At 70.2% G+C, this 17,587-nt stretch carries 10 protein-coding genes; 6 read left to right on the top strand and 4 right to left on the bottom strand.

The genetic code is table 11. The features are described from left to right. Positions 1–52 precede the first annotated feature (52 nt). The 4 genes from AC5DRG_RS44855 to AC5DRG_RS44870 all read left to right on the top strand — a co-directional run bounded on the left by AC5DRG_RS44855 (position 53) and on the right by AC5DRG_RS44870 (position 6,894). Positions 53–2,914: a SpoIIE family protein phosphatase gene (locus AC5DRG_RS44855; RefSeq protein ID WP_491805817.1), complete on the top strand. Its 2,862-nt coding sequence runs from the start codon at positions 53–55 to the stop codon at positions 2,912–2,914. A gap of 123 nt (positions 2,915–3,037) precedes the next feature. Beyond that, positions 3,038–4,543 carry a sugar ABC transporter ATP-binding protein gene (locus AC5DRG_RS44860; RefSeq protein ID WP_491805819.1) on the top strand — a complete coding sequence of 502 codons (1,506 nt, stop codon included), beginning with the start codon at positions 3,038–3,040 and terminating at the stop codon, positions 4,541–4,543. After that, a complete protein-coding gene (locus AC5DRG_RS44865) occupies positions 4,540–5,631 on the top strand; it encodes an ABC transporter permease (protein ID WP_491805821.1) in 1,092 nt (363 codons plus the stop codon). Before AC5DRG_RS44860 ends, AC5DRG_RS44865 begins: the two co-directional genes overlap by 4 nt. 99 nt (positions 5,632–5,730) lie before the next feature. After that, the gene (locus tag AC5DRG_RS44870; RefSeq protein WP_491805823.1) at positions 5,731–6,894 is read left to right on the top strand and encodes a substrate-binding domain-containing protein; all 1,164 of its coding nucleotides are present in this window, start codon (positions 5,731–5,733) and stop codon (positions 6,892–6,894) included. 19 nt (positions 6,895–6,913) lie between these two features. On the opposite strand, the gene AC5DRG_RS44875 is transcribed toward AC5DRG_RS44870, so the two are convergent. Both AC5DRG_RS44875 and AC5DRG_RS44880 read right to left on the bottom strand, forming a co-directional pair. Beyond that, on the bottom strand, positions 6,914–9,433 hold the full coding sequence (locus tag AC5DRG_RS44875; RefSeq protein ID WP_491813331.1) for a SpoIIE family protein phosphatase: 2,520 nt from the start codon (positions 9,431–9,433) through the stop codon (positions 6,914–6,916). 425 nt (positions 9,434–9,858) lie between these two features. Next, positions 9,859–11,328, bottom strand: coding sequence for an MFS transporter (locus AC5DRG_RS44880; RefSeq protein ID WP_491805825.1), 1,470 nt, complete (start codon positions 11,326–11,328; stop codon positions 9,859–9,861). Positions 11,329–11,553: 225 nt separating this feature from the next. Here AC5DRG_RS44880 and AC5DRG_RS44885 point away from each other — a divergent pair, with 225 nt between their 5' ends. Beyond that, positions 11,554–12,720: an FAD-dependent monooxygenase gene (locus AC5DRG_RS44885; RefSeq protein WP_491805827.1), complete on the top strand. Its 1,167-nt coding sequence runs from the start codon at positions 11,554–11,556 to the stop codon at positions 12,718–12,720. 161 nt (positions 12,721–12,881) lie between these two features. Next, a complete protein-coding gene (locus AC5DRG_RS44890) occupies positions 12,882–14,696 on the top strand; it encodes an ABC transporter ATP-binding protein (RefSeq protein WP_491805829.1) in 1,815 nt (604 codons plus the stop codon). 60 nt (positions 14,697–14,756) lie between these two features. On the opposite strand, the gene katG is transcribed toward AC5DRG_RS44890, so the two are convergent. Then, entirely contained in the window at positions 14,757–16,946 is a 2,190-nt protein-coding gene (gene katG, locus AC5DRG_RS44895; protein WP_491805831.1) for a catalase/peroxidase HPI, read from the bottom strand. 25 nt (positions 16,947–16,971) lie between these two features. Then, positions 16,972–17,415 (bottom strand): Fur family transcriptional regulator, encoded by a 444-nt coding sequence (locus tag AC5DRG_RS44900; RefSeq protein WP_491805833.1) that lies wholly within the window; start codon positions 17,413–17,415, stop codon positions 16,972–16,974. Between the last annotated feature and the right edge of the window lie 172 nt (positions 17,416–17,587).

A 17,587-nucleotide genomic window follows, 5' to 3' on the forward strand; every position in this document is an offset into this window, starting at 1 on the left:
ATATCAGATAATTCCGAAATGTGGACTATCTAAGGTGTGAGCGAGGCTGAGCGTGGTTCGGTCCGGCGGCGAACCCATACCCACGGGGCGTGCGACAGAGGGCACGGGACCCGCCCGTTTTCGTGAGCGGTTCATGCAGGGAGAGCCGGTCGAGGCGGGTGTGCGCACGTCGATCCTGAATTCCTGGCAGCGGTGCCGGTCCATGGGGCTGTCGCCGGACCAGTCCGACCTTCCCTTCCGCGAGGATTTCGATCCGGACGCCCGGCTCGTCCACGCGGCCGTGCCGGTGCTCGACCGGCTGCAGCTCCGGTTTGCCGGCAGCGCGATGAACATCTCCGTTGCCGATGCGAGCGGGACGGTTCTCCTGCGGCGTTTCGGAGAGACGTCGCTGGCCCGAAGCCTCCCGGCGATCCAGAGCGTCCCAGGGTTCGTGTTCGCCGAGCAGGTCGCCGGTACCAACGGCATCGGTCTCGCCCTGGCGGAGCGGCAACTCATCCGGGTCTACGGTGCCGAGCACTTCGCCGAGCGCTCCCAGGGCAGTGCCTGCCGCGCGCTTCCCGTCCGCGACCCGCTCAGCGGCCGCATCGAGGGCGTCCTGTGCTTCGGCTATCCGCGCAGCGCCGAGGATCCGGAGCTGGACATCGTGATACGCAGGGCGGCCGAGGCCATCGAGCGGCGGCTGCTGGGGCAGAGTTCCGCGCGTGAGCACGCTCTGCTGCGGGCGTACCAGGACACCGCGGCCGAAGCCGCCGCCGGCCTTTACCGCAGCATCGGCGTGGACGAACTGGCCCTCGAACTGCACCCCCGTGACCGGGCGATCATCATGGAGCAGGCCGCCGAACTGATCTCCCGCGCGCAGCGGGCCGCGGTCGACGTGTCCCTGCCCGACGGCCGGCACGTCACGCTCGTGAGCCGGCCGATGACCAGCACCTCCGGAGTGGAGGGCATCGCCATCGAGGCCGTCCTCCCCGCCTCCTCGCAGCGCGCGCCTTTCACCGTGCCGGACCGGGTCGACGTGGAGCCGGGCCTCCCCGCCGAGCTTGCCGTCGCCCTCGCCCCGCTGACGTCCGGGGCCGTTCCCAACGTCGCGGCGCCCGGGCATCTCTCCGTCACGGTACCCGGCCAGGTCGCCGCGGGCGGCGAGGGCGTCACCACCGCCGACGGCGACGGCGCGAGAGACGGTCACCTCGACTCCCCGCTTCCCGCGAGAGGGCTCGTGATGGTGGGGGAGCCGCACGTGGGGACGTACGCCTTGGCCGCGCGACGCCGCCTGGAGCTGCTGTCCGAGGCCAGCACCCGCATAGGCACCACCCTGGACGTGCGCCGCACCGCCGAGGAACTCGCCGAGACAGCGGTACCGCGGTTGGCCGACTTCGTCACCATCGACCTGCCCGAGCCCGTACTGCGCGGCGAGGAGTCCGCCGATCCCCGCAGTGACCTGCGCCGTACGGTGGTCCACGGCATTCGCGACGACTGTTCCTTCCACCCCGTCGGCAAGCAGATCGACTACGGCCCGACCACGCCTCAGCTGCGGTGTCTGACCAGCGGCGAGGCGGTGCTGGAGCCGGACCTGAGGGCCGCCGCGGGCTGGCTCGCGCAGGAACCCGAGGACCCCGAACAGCTGCTGAGCCACGTCCACTCCCTCATCGCGGTGCCCCTGGTCGCCCGCGGTGTCGTCCTGGGCGTCGCCGCTTTCTACCGCTCGCAGGACCCTGCCCCCTTCGGAGACGACGACTGCTCGCTGGCCCAGGAACTCGCCACCCGCGCCGCGCTGTCCATCGACAACGCCCGGCGCTACACGCGTGAACGCACCATGGTCCTGGCCCTGCAGCGCAGCCTGCTCCCGCACGGTCTGCCCGACCAGGACGCCGTCGAGGTCGCCCATCGCTACCTGCCCGCCGAATCCGACGTCGGCGGGGACTGGTACGACGTCATCCCACTGTCCGGCACCCGCATCGGCCTCTTCGTCGGCGACGTCGTCGGCCACGGCATGCTCTCCGCCGCCACGATGGGCCAGCTGCGTACCGCCGCACGCAGCTTCGCCGAACTCGACTTTCCCCCGGACGAAGTGCTCACCCACCTCGACAACCTCGTGGGACGCCTGGACCGGGAGGACCCCGCTTCCGACGGCGTCGGCACCATTGGTGCGACGTGTTTGTACGCCATCTACGACCCGACCTCGCAACAGTGCACCATGGCCCGCGCCGGCCACCCCCCGCCCGCGCTGGTCCACCCCGACGGCAACGTGTCGTTCCCCGACCTGCCCGCCGGACCCCCTCTCGGCCTCGGGGGCCTGCCCTTCGAAACCGCCGAGATCCACCTCCCGGAAGACAGCCAACTGGTCCTCTACACCGACGGACTCATCGAGGACCGGCACCGCGACGTCGACGTCGTCCTCGACCAGCTGCGCGGGGCCCTGGCCCACCATCCGGAGCGCTCGCCCGAGGACACCTGTCAGGCGATCCTGGACACCGTGGCCCCCGCCCATCCCTACGACGACATCGCCCTGCTCGTCGCCCGCACCCACGCCCTCGACCCGGATCGGATCGCCACCTGGGACCTGCCCGCCGACCCGGTACTCGTCAGCGAGGTCCGCGCCTCCGCCACCCGTCAGCTGGCCGACTGGGGGCTCGACGAAGCCGCGTTCGCCGCGGAACTGATGCTCAGCGAGCTGGTCACCAACGCCATCCGCCACGGTGCCGGGCCCATCAGGGTACGGCTGCTCCACGGCCGCACCCTGATCTGCGAGGTCTCCGACACCAGCAACACCGCCCCGCACCTGCGCCGGGCGGCCACCACCGACGAGGGCGGCCGCGGCCTCTTCCTCGTCGCGCAGCTGTCACAGAGCTGGGGTACCCGCTACACCCCGGAGGGCAAGGTCATCTGGGCCGAATGCGGGCTCGACGGCGTGTGAGACCCGAGTGCGGCGCTGAGCCGTTGGGGGCACGAGGGACGGCAAATGTCTGATATCTAGCTATACGTCCGGCTAGCATCGCCCATGACAGTCGGGAACAACTCGCCAGGTCGATCACCGGAGATGTCCGTGGAACCTCTGGTCCGCGTCCGCGGGCTCGCCAAGCGGTTCGGCGGGACCCTCGCGCTGGCCGGGGTCGACCTGGACGTCCACGCCGGCAGCGTCCTCGCCCTTCTCGGTCCCAACGGAGCCGGAAAGTCGACGCTCATCAAGGTGCTCGCCGGCGTCCACCACGCCGACGCGGGGCGGATCACGGTGGACGGGCACCCGCTCGGGAGTCATGCCGCTTCCCGCAGCATGTCCTTCATCCACCAGGATCTCGGTCTGGTGGAGTGGATGACGGTCGCCGAGAACATCGCCCTGAGCGCCGGGTATCCGCGGCGCGCCGGACTGATCTCCTGGCGGCGGAACCGAGAGCACTGCGCCGAGGCCCTGCGCATCGTCGCCGGACACCTCGATCCCGACGCACCGATCGCCCGGCTGGCCCCGGCCGAGCGTTCACTGGTCGCCATCGCACGAGCCCTGGCGACCCGGGCGAAGCTCATCGTCCTCGACGAGCCGACCGCCCGCCTCCCCGCCGCGGACTGCGCCCGGCTGTTTCGTGTCCTGCACGCACTGCGCGACCGGGGGCACGGCATCCTCTATGTGAGCCACCGTCTGGACGAGGTGTACGAGGTCGCCGACACCTTCGCCGTCCTGCGCGACGGCCGTCTCGTCAGCCACGGCGCACTGGCGGGCCGGAGCCCTGCCCGTCTGGTGCACGACATCGTCGGCGAGGAGCTGAGCGACCGCCACCCCGCCACGGCCCCGGTCCCCGGCCCGGCCGTCCTGACCCTCGACGGCGTACGGACCGCCGGCGCGGGACCGGTCAGCCTGGAGCTCAGGGCCGGGGAAGCCCTGGGCCTGGTCGGCCTCTCGGGCGCCGGACACAGGGACCTGGGCCGAGCCCTCGCGGGTTCCCGGCCCCTCATCGAGGGACGTGCCCTTCTCGGCGGCCGCCCGTACAGTCCCCGTACGGTCGCCCAGGCCGTCGGACTCGGTGTCGCCTTCGTGCCCGGTGACAGACAGCAGGAGGGCTGCCTCGCCGAGCTGACCGTACGGGAGAACTTCCTGGCCAACCCCCGGGCGGGAGGCCTGCCGGCGCTGCGCTGGATCAGCCCCCGCCGCGAACGTGCCGAGGCCGCCGCCCTGATCGAACGGTTCACGGTGCGCCCCCGCGACAGCGAGGCCCCCATCGCCACGCTGTCCGGCGGAAACCAGCAGAAGGTCATGATCGGCCGGTGGCTCCGGGTGGGCCTGCGTCTGCTCATCCTCGAGGAGCCGACCGCGAGCGTGGATGTCGGCGCCAAGGCCGCGGTCCACCGCCTGCTCGACGAGGCACTGGCCGGCGGCCTTGCGGTCCTGCTCATCTCCACCGACTTCCAGGAGGTCGTGGACGTGTGCCGGCGCGCGCTGGTTTTCGCCCGCGGGTCCGTGACGGCCGAGCTGAGCGGTCCGGCCCTCACCGTCTTCGGGCTCACCCGTGCGGCTTCGGACATGCCCCCCTCCGGAACCGCGTCGAACCCGTGACCCCCTCGCCCTCCCCCTCCTCGCCCCGGCCGCGTCGACAGGGTCGGCCGAGTCTCCCCGTCCGACTGCCCGGCCCGGGCGGGCACCTCATCGGTGCTTACGGCCTTCTGGCACTCACGGCCCTGCTCTTCCTGATCTTCTCCTTCACCCTGCCGCGTACCTTTCCCACCCGGGACACCGTCGACTCGATCCTTTCCAACCAGTCGATCCCGGCCGTTCTCGCGCTCGCCGCCATGGTCCCCGTCGTGACCGGCGCGTTCGACCTCTCCATCGGCTACGGCCTCGGCCTGGCGCACGTGATGGTGATGCAGCTCGTCGTCAACGTCGGGTGGCCCTGGCCGCTCGCCTGCCTCGCGGTGATCGGCGGAGGGGCGGTCGTGGGCGTCCTCAATGGCGTCATCGTCGAGTTCGGCCGGATCGATTCCTTCATCGCCACTCTCGGGACCGGCAGCATGATGTACGCCGTGACCGGCTGGATCACCGGCGGCGGCCGGATCGTCCCCGGCCCGCAAGGCCTCCCGGCCGCCTTCACCGACATCTACGACTCCAGGTTCCTCGGCCTTCCGGTCCCCGCCTTCTACGTGCTCGCCCTCGCCGTCGTCCTCTGGCTGGTGCTGGAGCGGCTGCCGCTCGGCCGGTATCTGTACGTCGTCGGCTCGAACCCGCGCGCGGCCGACCTCGTCGGCATCCCGACCCGCAGGTACAGCGTCTACGCGTTCGCCGCGTCGGGGCTGATCGTCGGCTTCGCCGGTGTGCTGCTCGCCGCCCAGCAGCAGATCGGTAATCCGAGCGTCGGACTGGACTACCTGCTGCCCGCATTCGTCGGCGCCCTTCTCGGCGCCACCGCGATCAAACCCGGCCGCCCCAATGCGATGGGCACCCTCGTCGCCGTCGCTGTCCTCGCCGTGGGCCTCACCGGCATCGGCCAGATGGGAGCCGACTTCTGGACGGTCCCTCTGTTCTACGGCGGCACCCTGCTCATCGCCGTCGGCCTGGCCGGCTACTCCGCGCGCCGCCTGCGCACCGGCACCGTCGCGGCCCGCGATTCGCCTGCCGTACCGCCGGAGCCGCCGTCCGCCCCGACGTAGGACGGTGGCGCAGCGGGCGCCCCTCCGTGAACGACGCCATGGGCACCACCTGAGTGCCTCCGGCCACATCCTCCCGCTCATCCCCGCGAGGAGCTCCCCGTGAACTGCAACCGCAAAGCCACCCCCGGCGCGCTCAAGGCTCGGTCCGTCGCCGCCGCCCTGCTGGCTGCGGCAACCGTCCTGGCCGGCTGCGAACGCGGCTCGTCGAGCGCCCCGGAGGACTCCACCACGGGACCGAGCGGCTGCCCCGCGGTCCAGGCAAGGGCCCAGGCCGCCGTCAGACAGGCCGAGAAGACGGACGTTCCCTGGAACGGACCGACCAGCGGCCCGACGGCGGTGTCCGGCAAGACCATCGTCTACGTCGCCCAGACCATGACCAATCCCGGCGTCGCGGGCGCGGCGAAAGGCGTGAGCGCAGCTGCACGGGTCATCGGCTGGAACGTCCGGGTGATCGACGGTGGCGGTACCCCCGCCGGCATCCAGGCGGCGATGAGCGAGGCCGTAGCCCTCAAGCCCTCGGGCATCGTCATCGGTGGCTTCGACCCGGGCTCGACCTCGCAGCAGGTCTTGCGGGCCGAAGCAGCACGGATCCCGCTCGTCGGCTGGCACGCGGTCGCTGCCCCCGGCCCCAGTCAGCGGCCCAGACTCTTCACCAACGTCACCACCGACGTCGAGGACGTGGCCGCAGTCAGCGCGCAATGGGTCATCTCGAACTCGGGTGGCCACGCCGGGGTCGTGATCTTCACCGACGCCTCGATCCCCTTCGCCAAGAACAAGTCCGAACTGATCAGGAAGGAGCTCCTCACCTGTTCGGGCGTGAAGCTGCTGGCGTACGAGAACATCCCCATCCCGGACGCGAGCAGCCGCACCCCGCGGGAGGTCTCCTCGCTCCTCGCCCGCTTCCAGAGCAGGTGGACCCACTCCGTCGCCATCAACGACCTCTACTTCGCCGATGCCGCCCCGGCCTTCCGCGCGGCCGGCAAGAAAGGTTCCGGCCCGCCCTTCAACATCGGCGCCGGAGACGGAGACCCCTCCGCCTTCCAGCGCATCAACAGCGAGCAGTACCAGGCGGCCACCGTGCCCGAGCCGCTGTCCCTGCAGGGCTGGCAGATCGTCGACGAGTTCAACCGGGCCTTCTCCGGCCGTCCCGCCAGCGGATATGTAGCCCCCGTCCACATCACCACCGCCGACAACAGCGACGGTGCCACCGCCTGGGACCCATCGGGCTACCGGGAGGGGTACCGGAAGATCTGGGGCACCTAACCGCGGCGTCGGGGACTGGTCAAGGGGCGTACTCGGTGAGCAGGAGTGCGATGTCGTCCATCCTTTCGTGGGACCGGCAGGCATCCTGCAGCAGCCGGTCGGCCAGATCCTCCAGGCTGTCCCCGCCCATGCGGGCCAGCGCGGCCCGGAGCCTGCGGATGCCGGAACCGATGTCCGAGCCGCGCCTCTCGATGAGCCCGTCGGTGTACAGGGCGAGGATCGATCCGGGCGCGAGGCGCAGCTCCGACTCCGGATAGTCGGGCATTGCCTCGACGCCGATCAGAGGGCCGCCCGGTACGTCCAGGATTTCGGTGTGTCCGTCGGGCAGACGCAGCAGGGGCGGGCAGTGGCCCGCGCGGACGATGCGCACGACCCCCGAACGGGGGTGGAGGAGGGCGTAGCAGCAGCTGGCGAGCAGCGCGGGGTCGAGGTCCATATGGAGCCGGTTGGTACTGGCGAGGACCTCGCTCGGCCGATGGCCGGCGGTGACGAAGGCCCGCATCGCGCTGCGTAGCTGTCCCATGGCGGCCGCGGCGGCCACGTTGTGTCCCTCGACGTCCCCGACGATCAACGCGACCTCGTCACCGACGGGGATGACGTCGTACCAATCGCCTCCGATGTCCATCCCCCTGGTACCCGGAACATAGCGCCCGGTGACGCGGAGGCCCGGCAGCGTGGGCAGCCGGTGGGGCAGCAGCGCGTTCTGCAGGCCGCGGGCGAGGGCGAATTCGGCGTCGTAGAGCCTGGCGCGTTCGAGAGCCTGGGCGATCAGGCCGCCCAGCGCGGTGAGGAGGCCGCGCTCCTCGGCGGGGAACCGGTGGACGTCGTCGAAGGCGAGCATACAGGCGCCGACCGGGCGGTTGGAGGCGATCAACGGCAGGAACGCCCAGGAGTTCGAGTGGCCGACCAGGATCCCGGGGTAGGTCCCGAGGAGCTCCTCCCGGGTCTCGACGAACAGCGGGGCCCCGGAGGTCAGCGCGTCCGTCACCGGCAGCCGGGCATGCAGCGGGGTCCCTTCGAAGCCGGCGAGGAAGCGCTTCGAGTAGCCGCGCTGCGCGAGCAGGTGCAGGCGCCGCTCCTCCACGACGGCGATCGCCAGCTTCTGGCCGCCGAAAGCGGGCAGCAGCTGGTCGGCGACGGCGTCGAACACCTCGTGCGCGGTGACCGCCTCGGTGAGGGCGCTGCCCAGCTGGAGCACGCGGTAGAGGGATCCCAGGCGGGGGGCCGTGGGCGGAGGTGACAAGGAGACGGGAGGACCCTCCTCCGCGACGAACGTCCCGGGTCCTGCCCCGTCGGGCAGCGGCTGCCTCACGAGTGCCGCCCATCCCGTCATGCCCTGCCCGCCGGGGTGCAGGGAGAAGACGAGCCACTCGTCGGGTGGGCGGCGGACCAGGAAGGAGACCGGCTGCTGGGAGACCACAGCGGCCCGGTAGCGGTCCTCGTACACGGGATCGGCCAGCCAGGGCAGCACGTCCCAGGGGCGTTGGCCGAGCAGTTCGTCCTGGCGGACCCGGAGCAGACTCTCGAGGCTGTGGTTCGCGTAGGTGACACGGCCGTCCGGGGAGAGCGCGAAGAAGCCGTCCGTGAGCCGCTCGAGCGCCGCCACAGCAGCCATGCCGCTTCCGGAATCGAGCACGGCGCCGACCAGATGGGACGCCGTCCGCGGGTCGTGCGGGATCTCGGGCACCCGACCCCACAGCTCGACGGTGCGAAGCCTCCCGCCGCCGTCCCGGATACTCACGCAGTGCGCGAGCACATGTCCCTCCTCGACCGCGGCACGTGCGGCTGACCGGAAGCCGGGCAGGTCCGCCGGTTCGATTCTGGCCGCCAGGGTGGCCGCCCGTCCGTCGAACTCGCGGGGCGGAATCCCGAAGATCACGCACAGTTCGTCGTCCGCCGTGAAGGACCCGGTGTCGAGGTTCCAGTCGAACAGGCCCACCCTTATCACCGGAGCGGACGGCAGCGGGACCACGATCGGAGCCGTCCGTTCGTCCCACTCGCCGAGCAGTCGGCGTGCGCTCAGACCGGCGAGTGCGGTGCCCAGACGGTCGGCCGCGGAGCGCAGCTGCCGACGCTGTGCCCTCGAAAGCCCTGTCCGGCCGGGCCCGGGCGTCCACAACACGGCCATCGTTCCGAAAGTCCGCCTGCCCGCTCTTACGGGCACCGAGGCAGAGCCGAACGGGTAGGGCACGGCGACCGAGAGCTGGGGGAAGCGCCGCATCGTCTCCTCCGCGTCGGTCAGGTGGACCATGCGCCCCGAGCGGTACGCCTCCGCCACCGGAATGCGGCTGTTCACCGGGATCCGACGCCAACCGCCCAGCAGGGAGGGCGGTGTCCCGCACGCCGCGGCCAGGAGGAGCGAGTGATGGTCGCCGGAGAGCAGGAACACACTTCCGGCATGCGCTCCGGTCACCTCCACGGCACCGACGACGGCGCTGACCAGCGCGTCGTCACGCTCGGGCGATTCGCCGACACGCGCGACGCCGAACGGGTACGAGCTCGATGCCACACCGTCGGCCGACACGTTGCCCTCGATCATCATTGGGTAATTTGTTCCATTTTAGGTTGGCTTACGGCTTCCTGGGAGGCGGGTGCCGGGCCGGAACTGGGGCGAGTGGTGATCGGCGGCGCGGGCCGACCGAAGGCGACGATGGTCCAGCAGGGACTTCGCGCGGCGCATGTGGTCGCAATTACGCGCAGAGCAGCACCTGCTGTCGGGTGTCATGGAGTGCTGCGCGCTGTTCTCGCGAATCCTTTACTCGGCTGAGTACGCTGGATCCCGACCTCCAAGAACGACCCGTCGCACGCCGCTCATCGACCACCCAACTGGGGGTCAAGGGGTCGCAGGTTCAAATCCTGTCGTCCCGACCAGCTTTATGCGGGTCGGAGGCCGTTTCCTCAAGGATGAGGAAACGGCCTTTGCCGTGCCCGCGGGAAGGGGTGTTCCCCGTCGTGTCCGTCCGGTCAGGCTGCCTGGCCGACCTCGGCCTCGTCGAGGCGCTTGCTCTTGGGGATCAGGAGAACGAGCACCGCGCCCACGGTGACGCACCCGACGACCAGCCAGAGCCCGTTCGTGAAGCCCTTGTCGAGATAGAACTGGGTGCCCTTGAGGACGGCCCCGTGCTGGGCCATCACGACGAAGGCCACCTGGGAGACGATGATCTGTGCGACGCCCTGGCCGAGGGTCTGGACACCGTTGGCCAGCGCCTGCTCCTCGGGGGTCACCGCCTCGATGATCATGATGGGCACGCTGGCCATGACAATGCCCGTGCCCAGCCCGGCGAACAGGCCCATCTCGATGATCTGTGCGGCGTTGTGGTGCAAATGGGTGCCGAGGCCGTAACCGAGGATCGCAAGCAGGGTGCCGGCGCCCAGGAGGATGCGTGAGTCCATCCGGCGGGCGAGTACGCCGGTACCGACGGCCCCCACGATGATCATGGCGCTGATCGGGCTGGTGACGATGGCGTTGTGAGTTCCGGACCAGCCCAGGCCCTCGGAGACGGTGGGGATGTTCGGCATCAGGATCAGCAGCTGTATCACCACGCCGACGGCGCTGAGCGAGCCGGCCGCGATGGACGTGGCCAGCAGGACGGTCCACACCGGACGACGCCGTGTCATGGCCGGCGGGAACAGCGGTTCGGCGACGCGGCGCTCGACGAACACGAAGGCGATCAGCGCGACCGCCGACCCGACGACCCAGGTGGCGAACTCGCCGCTGCTCCAGCCCCAGTGCGACCCCTCACCGACGGCGTAGACGAGCGCGGTGATCCCTCCGCCGAGGAGGATGCCGCCGGCCCAGTCCATCCGGCCGCCCGCCGCACGGATCGGGCTCTCCGGCACGAAGACGGCCACCAGTACGAAGCTCAAGGCGGTGCTGATGGCCATGAACCACAGCACACCACGGAAGCCGTAGTCGTCCAGGAGCCAGCCGGACAGGAACGGCCCGCCGAAGGCGACGAGGCCGATACCACCGGCGAGGATCCCGCTGGCGAGGCCGACCCAGCGGCGGGGGAACACGTCGCGGGTGATCGCGTAGGCGAGTGGGGCGGTGGCCGCGTAGACGCCCGCGATGCCGCGCCCGATCAGCAGGGTGCGGTAGTCGGTGGCGACGGCGGCGATCAGGTCACCGACGAAGCCGAGCCCGGTGGCGACGAGCAGGACCTTCTTCTTGCCGAAGAGGGCTGCGGCCTTGACCGCGAAAGGAAGGAAGAAGGTCCCTGTCAGCAGGGTCATCAGGGTGAACCAGGCGATATCGGTGGTCCGGAAGTGGATCGCGACATCGGCCTGTGCGATGCCGGACAACGCGGCCATGAGTGCGACCAGTTGGACCGTCCACACGAGCGCGACGACGACGAGCACGTTGCGTGAGGTGGAGAGGGATTTCTCGTCGGTCAGCGGGGGCGGGGTAGGGGGAGAGGTCTGTGTCTGGGACATCGTCGTCCTTCCAAAGGTGAGCGGAGGTCCAGAGAGCGGCTCTGGTCCCGGTGGTATGGGGACGTCCGTCGCAAGATCCGCTCGTGCCGGCGCTCCGGGCCAAGCGACTGATCCGGTAAAATAGACCTAACGGTCGGTACAATCAACGAATTGGACAAAGATTGCGGCCAGGGGGCTGAAAAGCCCTGTGGAGCACCGGAGTCCCGTTCGATAACCTGCCGTGGCATGAGGGCGATCGTCGTGGGAGCGGGCGTCGGGGGACTGGCCGCGACGCTGAGCCTGCGCCGCACCGGACATGACGTCACGCTCGTCGAGCAGACGGCGCGCTTCACCCAGGTCGGGGCCGGGATCCAGCTCGCGCCCAACGCCACGCGGGAACTGCGTCGACTGGACCTGCTCGACGCGGTCGCCGCACAGGCCGCGCGCCCCTCGCACATCAGCTTCCGCACCTGGTCCGACGGGGCCGAGATCTGCCGCTACGCCCTGGGGCGCGAGGCCGAGGACGAGTTCGGGGCGCCCTACCTGCAGGTTCACCGGGCCGATCTGCAACAGGCGCTGGCCGCCGCGGTGCCACCCGAGTCGGTACGCCTCAACACCCTCGTCGTGGGAATCGACCAGGACGACAAGTCCGCCCAGGTGACGACGGCGAGCGGCGAGCGGCTGGCCGCCGACCTGGTCGTGGCCGCGGACGGGATCCGGTCCCCGGCCCGGCAGTGGCTCTTCGGTTCCGACGAGGCGGTCTTCTCGCGAACCGCCGCCTACCGGGCCCTGCTCCCGGCCGGCGAGGTGGCCGATCTGGACCTGCCGGACACCGGGGTCTGGCTCGGACCGGGCCGGCACTTCGTCCACTACTGGGTGCGCCGTCGCGAACTCCTCAACGTCGTCGCCGTGTTCGGGACACAGGCGGCACAGGAGTCGTGGACCGCCCAGGCGGAACCAGGAGAGCAACTGCGCGCGTTCGACGGCTGGGCCCCCAGGGTGCGCCGCGTCCTGGAACGCACGGGCCAGGTGTTCCGCTGGGGCATCTACACCCGGGCCCCGCTCGCGCGCTGGAACCTCGGACGCGTGACCCTGCTGGGGGACAGCGCCCACGCGATGGTGCCGTTCCAGGCCCAGGGCGCGGCCCAGGCGATTCTGGACGCGGCCGTACTCGGCGACTCCCTCGCGGACGCGACACCGGACGAGGTCCCCGACGCGCTCGGCCGGTACGTGCGCCGACGGCTGGCGGGCGCCACCAGCATGCAGGCCCGATCCGCGCAGGCGGGCGACGAATTCCATCTGCCCGACGGCCCCGAGGCCCAGGAGCGGAACGCCCGCATGGCGGCCCACGCGGCCGAGCACAGATTCCTGCCCCAAGCGACCACCTGGGCGGTCGACATCCTCGACAGGTAGACGCGACGGGCTCGACGCGGCGGGAAAACACTTGGACTCCGCGGTCGGCGTCGCGGGACACTGCGATTCCTTGCCTGCCCGTAACTGCTTACGGAATCGAGGCAACGGCACCTCCCCGCCCGAACATGTCGCGGGCTGCCGCACGACAACACGGGGTTGAGATGGGAACGCCTGAATCGCGCGAGGTTCCGCCACGAAAGGGCTCGGTACTCCTCGCACTTCGCTACTACGGACGGGAGTTGGCCCGATTACGGTTGCTGACCGCGCCAGCGATGCTGTTGCCCGCGCTGGGCAACATCGGCATCAACTACATCGCGCCGCTGATCATCGCCAAGCTCGTCGCCCGCATCGCCGACGACACCGGTATCGCTCTCGGCCCGACACTGCCGTACGTCCTCGGCTTCGCCGGGGTCCTGCTGCTCGCGGAGGCGCTGTGGCGCCTGGGCCTGCACTGCCTGAACCGTCTGGACGCCCTCGGCATCGAGCACCTGTACGTGATCGGCATGGACGAACTCTTCGCCAAGGACGCCGCGTTCTTCCACGACAATTTCGCCGGGTCCCTGACCAAACGGGTCCTGAGCTTCGCCGCCCGCTACGAGGAGTTCGTCGACACGCTGGCCTTCCAGATCGTGGGCAGCTTCGTGCCGCTGCTGTTCGGCTCGGTGGTGCTGTGGAGCTACGAACCGCTGCTCGTCGTAGCGCTGTTGACGATGATCGCGCTCACCGCGGTGTGCGTGGTACCCCTCATCCGGCGCCGCCAGGCGCTCGTCGACCAGCGCGAGGCCGCGTTCGCCCGGGTGTCGGGCCATGTCGCCGACAGCCTGATGAACATGGACACGGTCAGGGCGTTCGCCGCCGAGGAACGTGAGGCCGCCGAGCACCGCTCCCGCGTCGCCGTGTCACGGCGGCTCATGCTCAAGTCCTGGGACTACGGGAACCTGCGCATCGACACCCTGGTCGCGCCGATGTCCGTGCTGACCAACGCGCTGGGGCTGCTGCTCGCGATCGCGCTCGCCGGGGGCGGGCACGGTGTCGAGGCGGTCGTGGTCGCCTTCACGTACTACTCCAACGCGACGCGCATCATGTTCGAGTTCAATCAGATATACAGGCGTCTGGAGAGTTCGATGACGGAGGCCGCGCAGTTCACCGAACTGCTGCTGACGTCGCCGACCGTCCTCGACCCGGTGTCGCCCGAGCCGCTGTCGCCCCGGGCCGCCGACGTCCGCTTCGAGCAGGTGACCTTCGCCCACGCCGGCGCGGAGCCGCTCTTCGAGAAGTTCGACCTGGCGGTGCCCAGCGGGACGAAGATCGGGCTCGTCGGGCGGTCCGGCGGGGGCAAGACCACGCTCGCCCGGCTGCTGCTGCGGATGACGGACATCGACGCCGGCCGGATCCTGATCGGCGGGCAGGACATCAGCAGGCTGCGCCAGGCCGACCTGCGCAGCCTGATGGCCTACGTGCCGCAGGATCCGGCGATGTTCCACCGCACGCTGCGGGACAACATCGCCTTCGCCCGGCCGGACGCCACCGAAGCGGAGATCCGGCGTGCTGCCGAGGCCGCGCATGTCACGGAGTTCGCCGACACGCTGCCGGACGGCTTCGACACGATGGTGGGCGAACGCGGGGTCAAGCTCTCCGGCGGACAGCGCCAGCGGGTCGCCCTCGCCAGGGCGATCCTGCGCGACGCGCCGATCCTGCTGCTCGACGAGGCGACCAGCGCCCTGGACTCCGAGAGCGAGATCCTCGTCCAGGAGGCGCTGTGGCGGCTCATGGAGGGGCGGACGGCGCTGGTGGTGGCGCACCGGCTGAGCACCGTCGCCGGTATGGACCGGCTCGTCGTCCTCGACCGCGGACGACTCGTCGAACAGGGCACGCACCAGGAGCTGCTCGCCTCGGACGGCACCTACGCCAAGCTCTGGCAGCACCAGTCGGGCGGCTTCCTCGACGAAGCCCCCGCGCCGGCCGATCTGCGCTGAACGACCGACGGCCCCCTCGGCATCGCGCTGGATGCCGAGGGGGCCGCCGGTCCGTCAGGATCAGACGAGGTCGTACCGGTCCAGGTCGGCGACCTTGGCCCACGCGGCGACGAAGTCCTTCACGAACTTCTCCTTCGCGTCATCGCTCGCGTAGACCTCGGCGAGCGCACGCAGCTCGGAGTTCGAGCCGAAGACCAGGTCGGCACGGGTGCCGGTCCACTTGACGGCGCCGGAGGCGTCGCGGCCCTCGAACTCGTCCTGCGCCTCGGACGTCGACTTCCACTCCGTGCCCAGGTCGAGCAGGTTGACGAAGAAGTCGTTGGTCAGCGTGCCCGGCCGGTTGGTGAGGACGCCGTGCTTGGACTGGCCGGTGTTGGCGCCGAGGACGCGCAGACCACCGACGAGGACCGTCATCTCGGGCGCGCTCAGCGTCAGCAGGTTCGCCTTGTCCGTCAGCAGGAACTCGGCCGGCAGACGGTTGCCCTTGCCGACGTAGTTGCGGAAGCCGTCGGCCTTCGGCTCGAGCGCGGCGAACGCCTCGACGTCCGTCTGCTCCTGCGTGGCGTCCACCCGGCCCGGCGTGAACGGCACGTCGACCTCGACGCCACCGGCCTTGGCGGCCTGCTCGACGGCCGCGGCACCCGCGAGCACGATCAGGTCGGCCAGCGAGACCTGCTTGCCGCCGGCGGAGTTGAAGGACTCCTGAATGCCCTCGAGCGTACGGAGCACCTGCGCGAGGTCGTCCGGGTTGTTGACCTCCCAGCCGCGCTGCGGCTCCAGGCGGATGCGGGCACCGTTGGCGCCACCGCGCTTGTCGCTGCCACGGAAGGAGGACGCCGCGGCCCAGGACGCGGAGACGAGCTGCGAGATCGTCAGGTCCGAGGCGAGGATCTGCTCCTTGAGGGAGGCGATGTCGGCGGCGTCGATGACCTCACCCTCGCGCGCCGGCAGCGGGTCCTGCCACAGCAGCACCTCGGAGGGGACCTCCGGGCCGAGGTAGCGCTGGATCGGGCCCATGTCGCGGTGCGTCAGCTTGTACCAGGCGCGGGCGAACGCGTCCGCGAACTCCGCCGGGTTCTCGTAGAAGCGCCGCGAGATCTGCTCGTAGACCGGGTCGAACTTCAGCGACAGGTCGGTGGTGAGCATCGTCGGGAGCTTCTTCTTCGACGCGTCGTGGGCGTCGGGGATGATCGCCTCGGCGTTCTTCGCCACCCACTGGTTCGCACCGGCCGGGCTCTGGGTGAGCTCGTACTCGTACTCGAAGAGGTTGGTGAAGAACCCGTTGCTCCACTGGGTCGGCGTGGCGGTCCAGGTCACCTCAAGGCCGGAGGTGATGGCGTCGCCGGCCTTGCCGGTGCCGTAGGTGCTCTTCCAGCCGAGGCCCTGCTGCTCCATCGGGGCGGCCTCGGGCTCGGCGCCGACGAGGTCCGCGTCACCCGCGCCGTGGGTCTTGCCGAAGGTGTGGCCACCGGCGATGAGGGCGACGGTCTCCTCGTCGTTCATCGCCATGCGGCGGAACGTCTCGCGGATGTCGCGAGCCGCGGCGATCGGGTCCGGGTTGCCGTTGGGGCCCTCCGGGTTGACGTAGATGAGGCCCATCTGGACCGCGCCGAGCGGGTCCTCCAGCTCGCGGTCGCCGGTGTAGCGCTGGTCGTCGAGCCAGACCTGCTCCGGGCCCCAGTAGACGTCCTCGTCCGGCTCCCACACGTCGGGGCGGCCGCCGGCGAAGCCGAAGGTCTCGAAGCCCATGGTCTCCAGCGCGACGTTGCCGGCGAGGATCATGAGGTCGGCCCAGGAGATGTTCTGGCCGTACTTCTTCTTGACCGGCCACAGCAGACGGCGGGCCTTGTCGAGGTTGCCGTTGTCCGGCCAGCTGTTGAGGGGGGCGAAGCGCTGCTGACCGGCGCCGCCACCGCCACGGCCGTCGCTGATGCGGTACGTACCGGCGCTGTGCCAGGCCATACGGATCATGAGCGGGCCATAATTGCCGAAGTCAGCCGGCCACCAGTCCTGCGAGGTGGTCAGAACCTCGGCGATGTCCTGTTTGACGGCCGGAAGGTCCAGGCTCTGGAACGCGGCGGCGTAGTCGAACTCCTCGCCGAGCGGGTTCGTCACGGCGGGGTTCTTGGCGAGGATCTTCAGGTTGAGCTGCTCCGGCCACCACTGGCGGTTGCCGCCGCCCTGGGTCGGGTGGGGGGCGCGATCGTGCGCCACCGGGCACTTCGCTTCTGCAGGGGTGTTCTCGGACATGAGAAATCCTTCCGGACTGGGTGGATCAAGGTGCTGAAGTACCAGAGGTGGAACAGTCGGGGCACAGGCCCCAGTAGATGACCTCGGCCTCGTCGACGGTGAAGCCGCGGTCGTCGGACGCGGTCAGGCAGGGGGCGTGGCCGACCGCGCAGTCGACGTCGACCACGGAGCCGCACGACCGGCACACGAGGTGGTGGTGGTTGTCCCCGATGCGTCCCTCGAACCTGGCCGGGCTGCCAGGCGGTTCGAGGCGGCGTACGAGACCCGCCGTGGTGAGGGCGTGGAGTGCCTCGTACACGGCTTGGAGGGATATATGGCCTACGCGATCACGCACGCCCGAGGCGATCGCCTCGACGCCGAGATGATCACCCTCCCGGACGGTTTCGAGCAGCGCGACACGGGCGGCCGTCACCCGCAGCCCGGCACCGCGCAGCTCATCGGCGGCATTCGGAATCTGGGGTTCGGTCATGGCGCCCAACCTACCCTCATAAACACGAACGGTTCAAGAAAAGAAATAGTTCAAGTTTGATGTCGCTCCGGGGAACACTGTGCGTGTACAGGGCACGTCAAGCAACCGCAAAGCCCGTCGGCGCCTCATACCTGGTGACAGACCCCGGGTGGAGGAGAGTTCGTTGGACGGC

The organism is Streptomyces sp. JLBG701 (assembly GCF_058544905.1).

What these genes read in the sequence shown, in the direction of transcription:
- AC5DRG_RS44900 (WP_491805833.1), bottom strand. Translation starts at nt 17,415, where the DNA reads ATGACCGAACCCCAGATTCCGAATGCCGCCGATGAGCTGCGCGGTGCC.
- AC5DRG_RS44875 (WP_491813331.1), bottom strand. Translation starts at nt 9,433, where the DNA reads ATGATCGAGGGCAACGTGTCGGCCGACGGTGTGGCATCGAGCTCGTAC.
- katG (WP_491805831.1), bottom strand. Translation starts at nt 16,946, where the DNA reads ATGTCCGAGAACACCCCTGCAGAAGCGAAGTGCCCGGTGGCGCACGAT.
- AC5DRG_RS44880 (WP_491805825.1), bottom strand. Translation starts at nt 11,328, where the DNA reads ATGTCCCAGACACAGACCTCTCCCCCTACCCCGCCCCCGCTGACCGAC.
- AC5DRG_RS44885 (WP_491805827.1), top strand. Translation starts at nt 11,554, where the DNA reads ATGAGGGCGATCGTCGTGGGAGCGGGCGTCGGGGGACTGGCCGCGACG.
- AC5DRG_RS44890 (WP_491805829.1), top strand. Translation starts at nt 12,882, where the DNA reads ATGGGAACGCCTGAATCGCGCGAGGTTCCGCCACGAAAGGGCTCGGTA.
- AC5DRG_RS44860 (WP_491805819.1), top strand. Translation starts at nt 3,038, where the DNA reads ATGTCCGTGGAACCTCTGGTCCGCGTCCGCGGGCTCGCCAAGCGGTTC.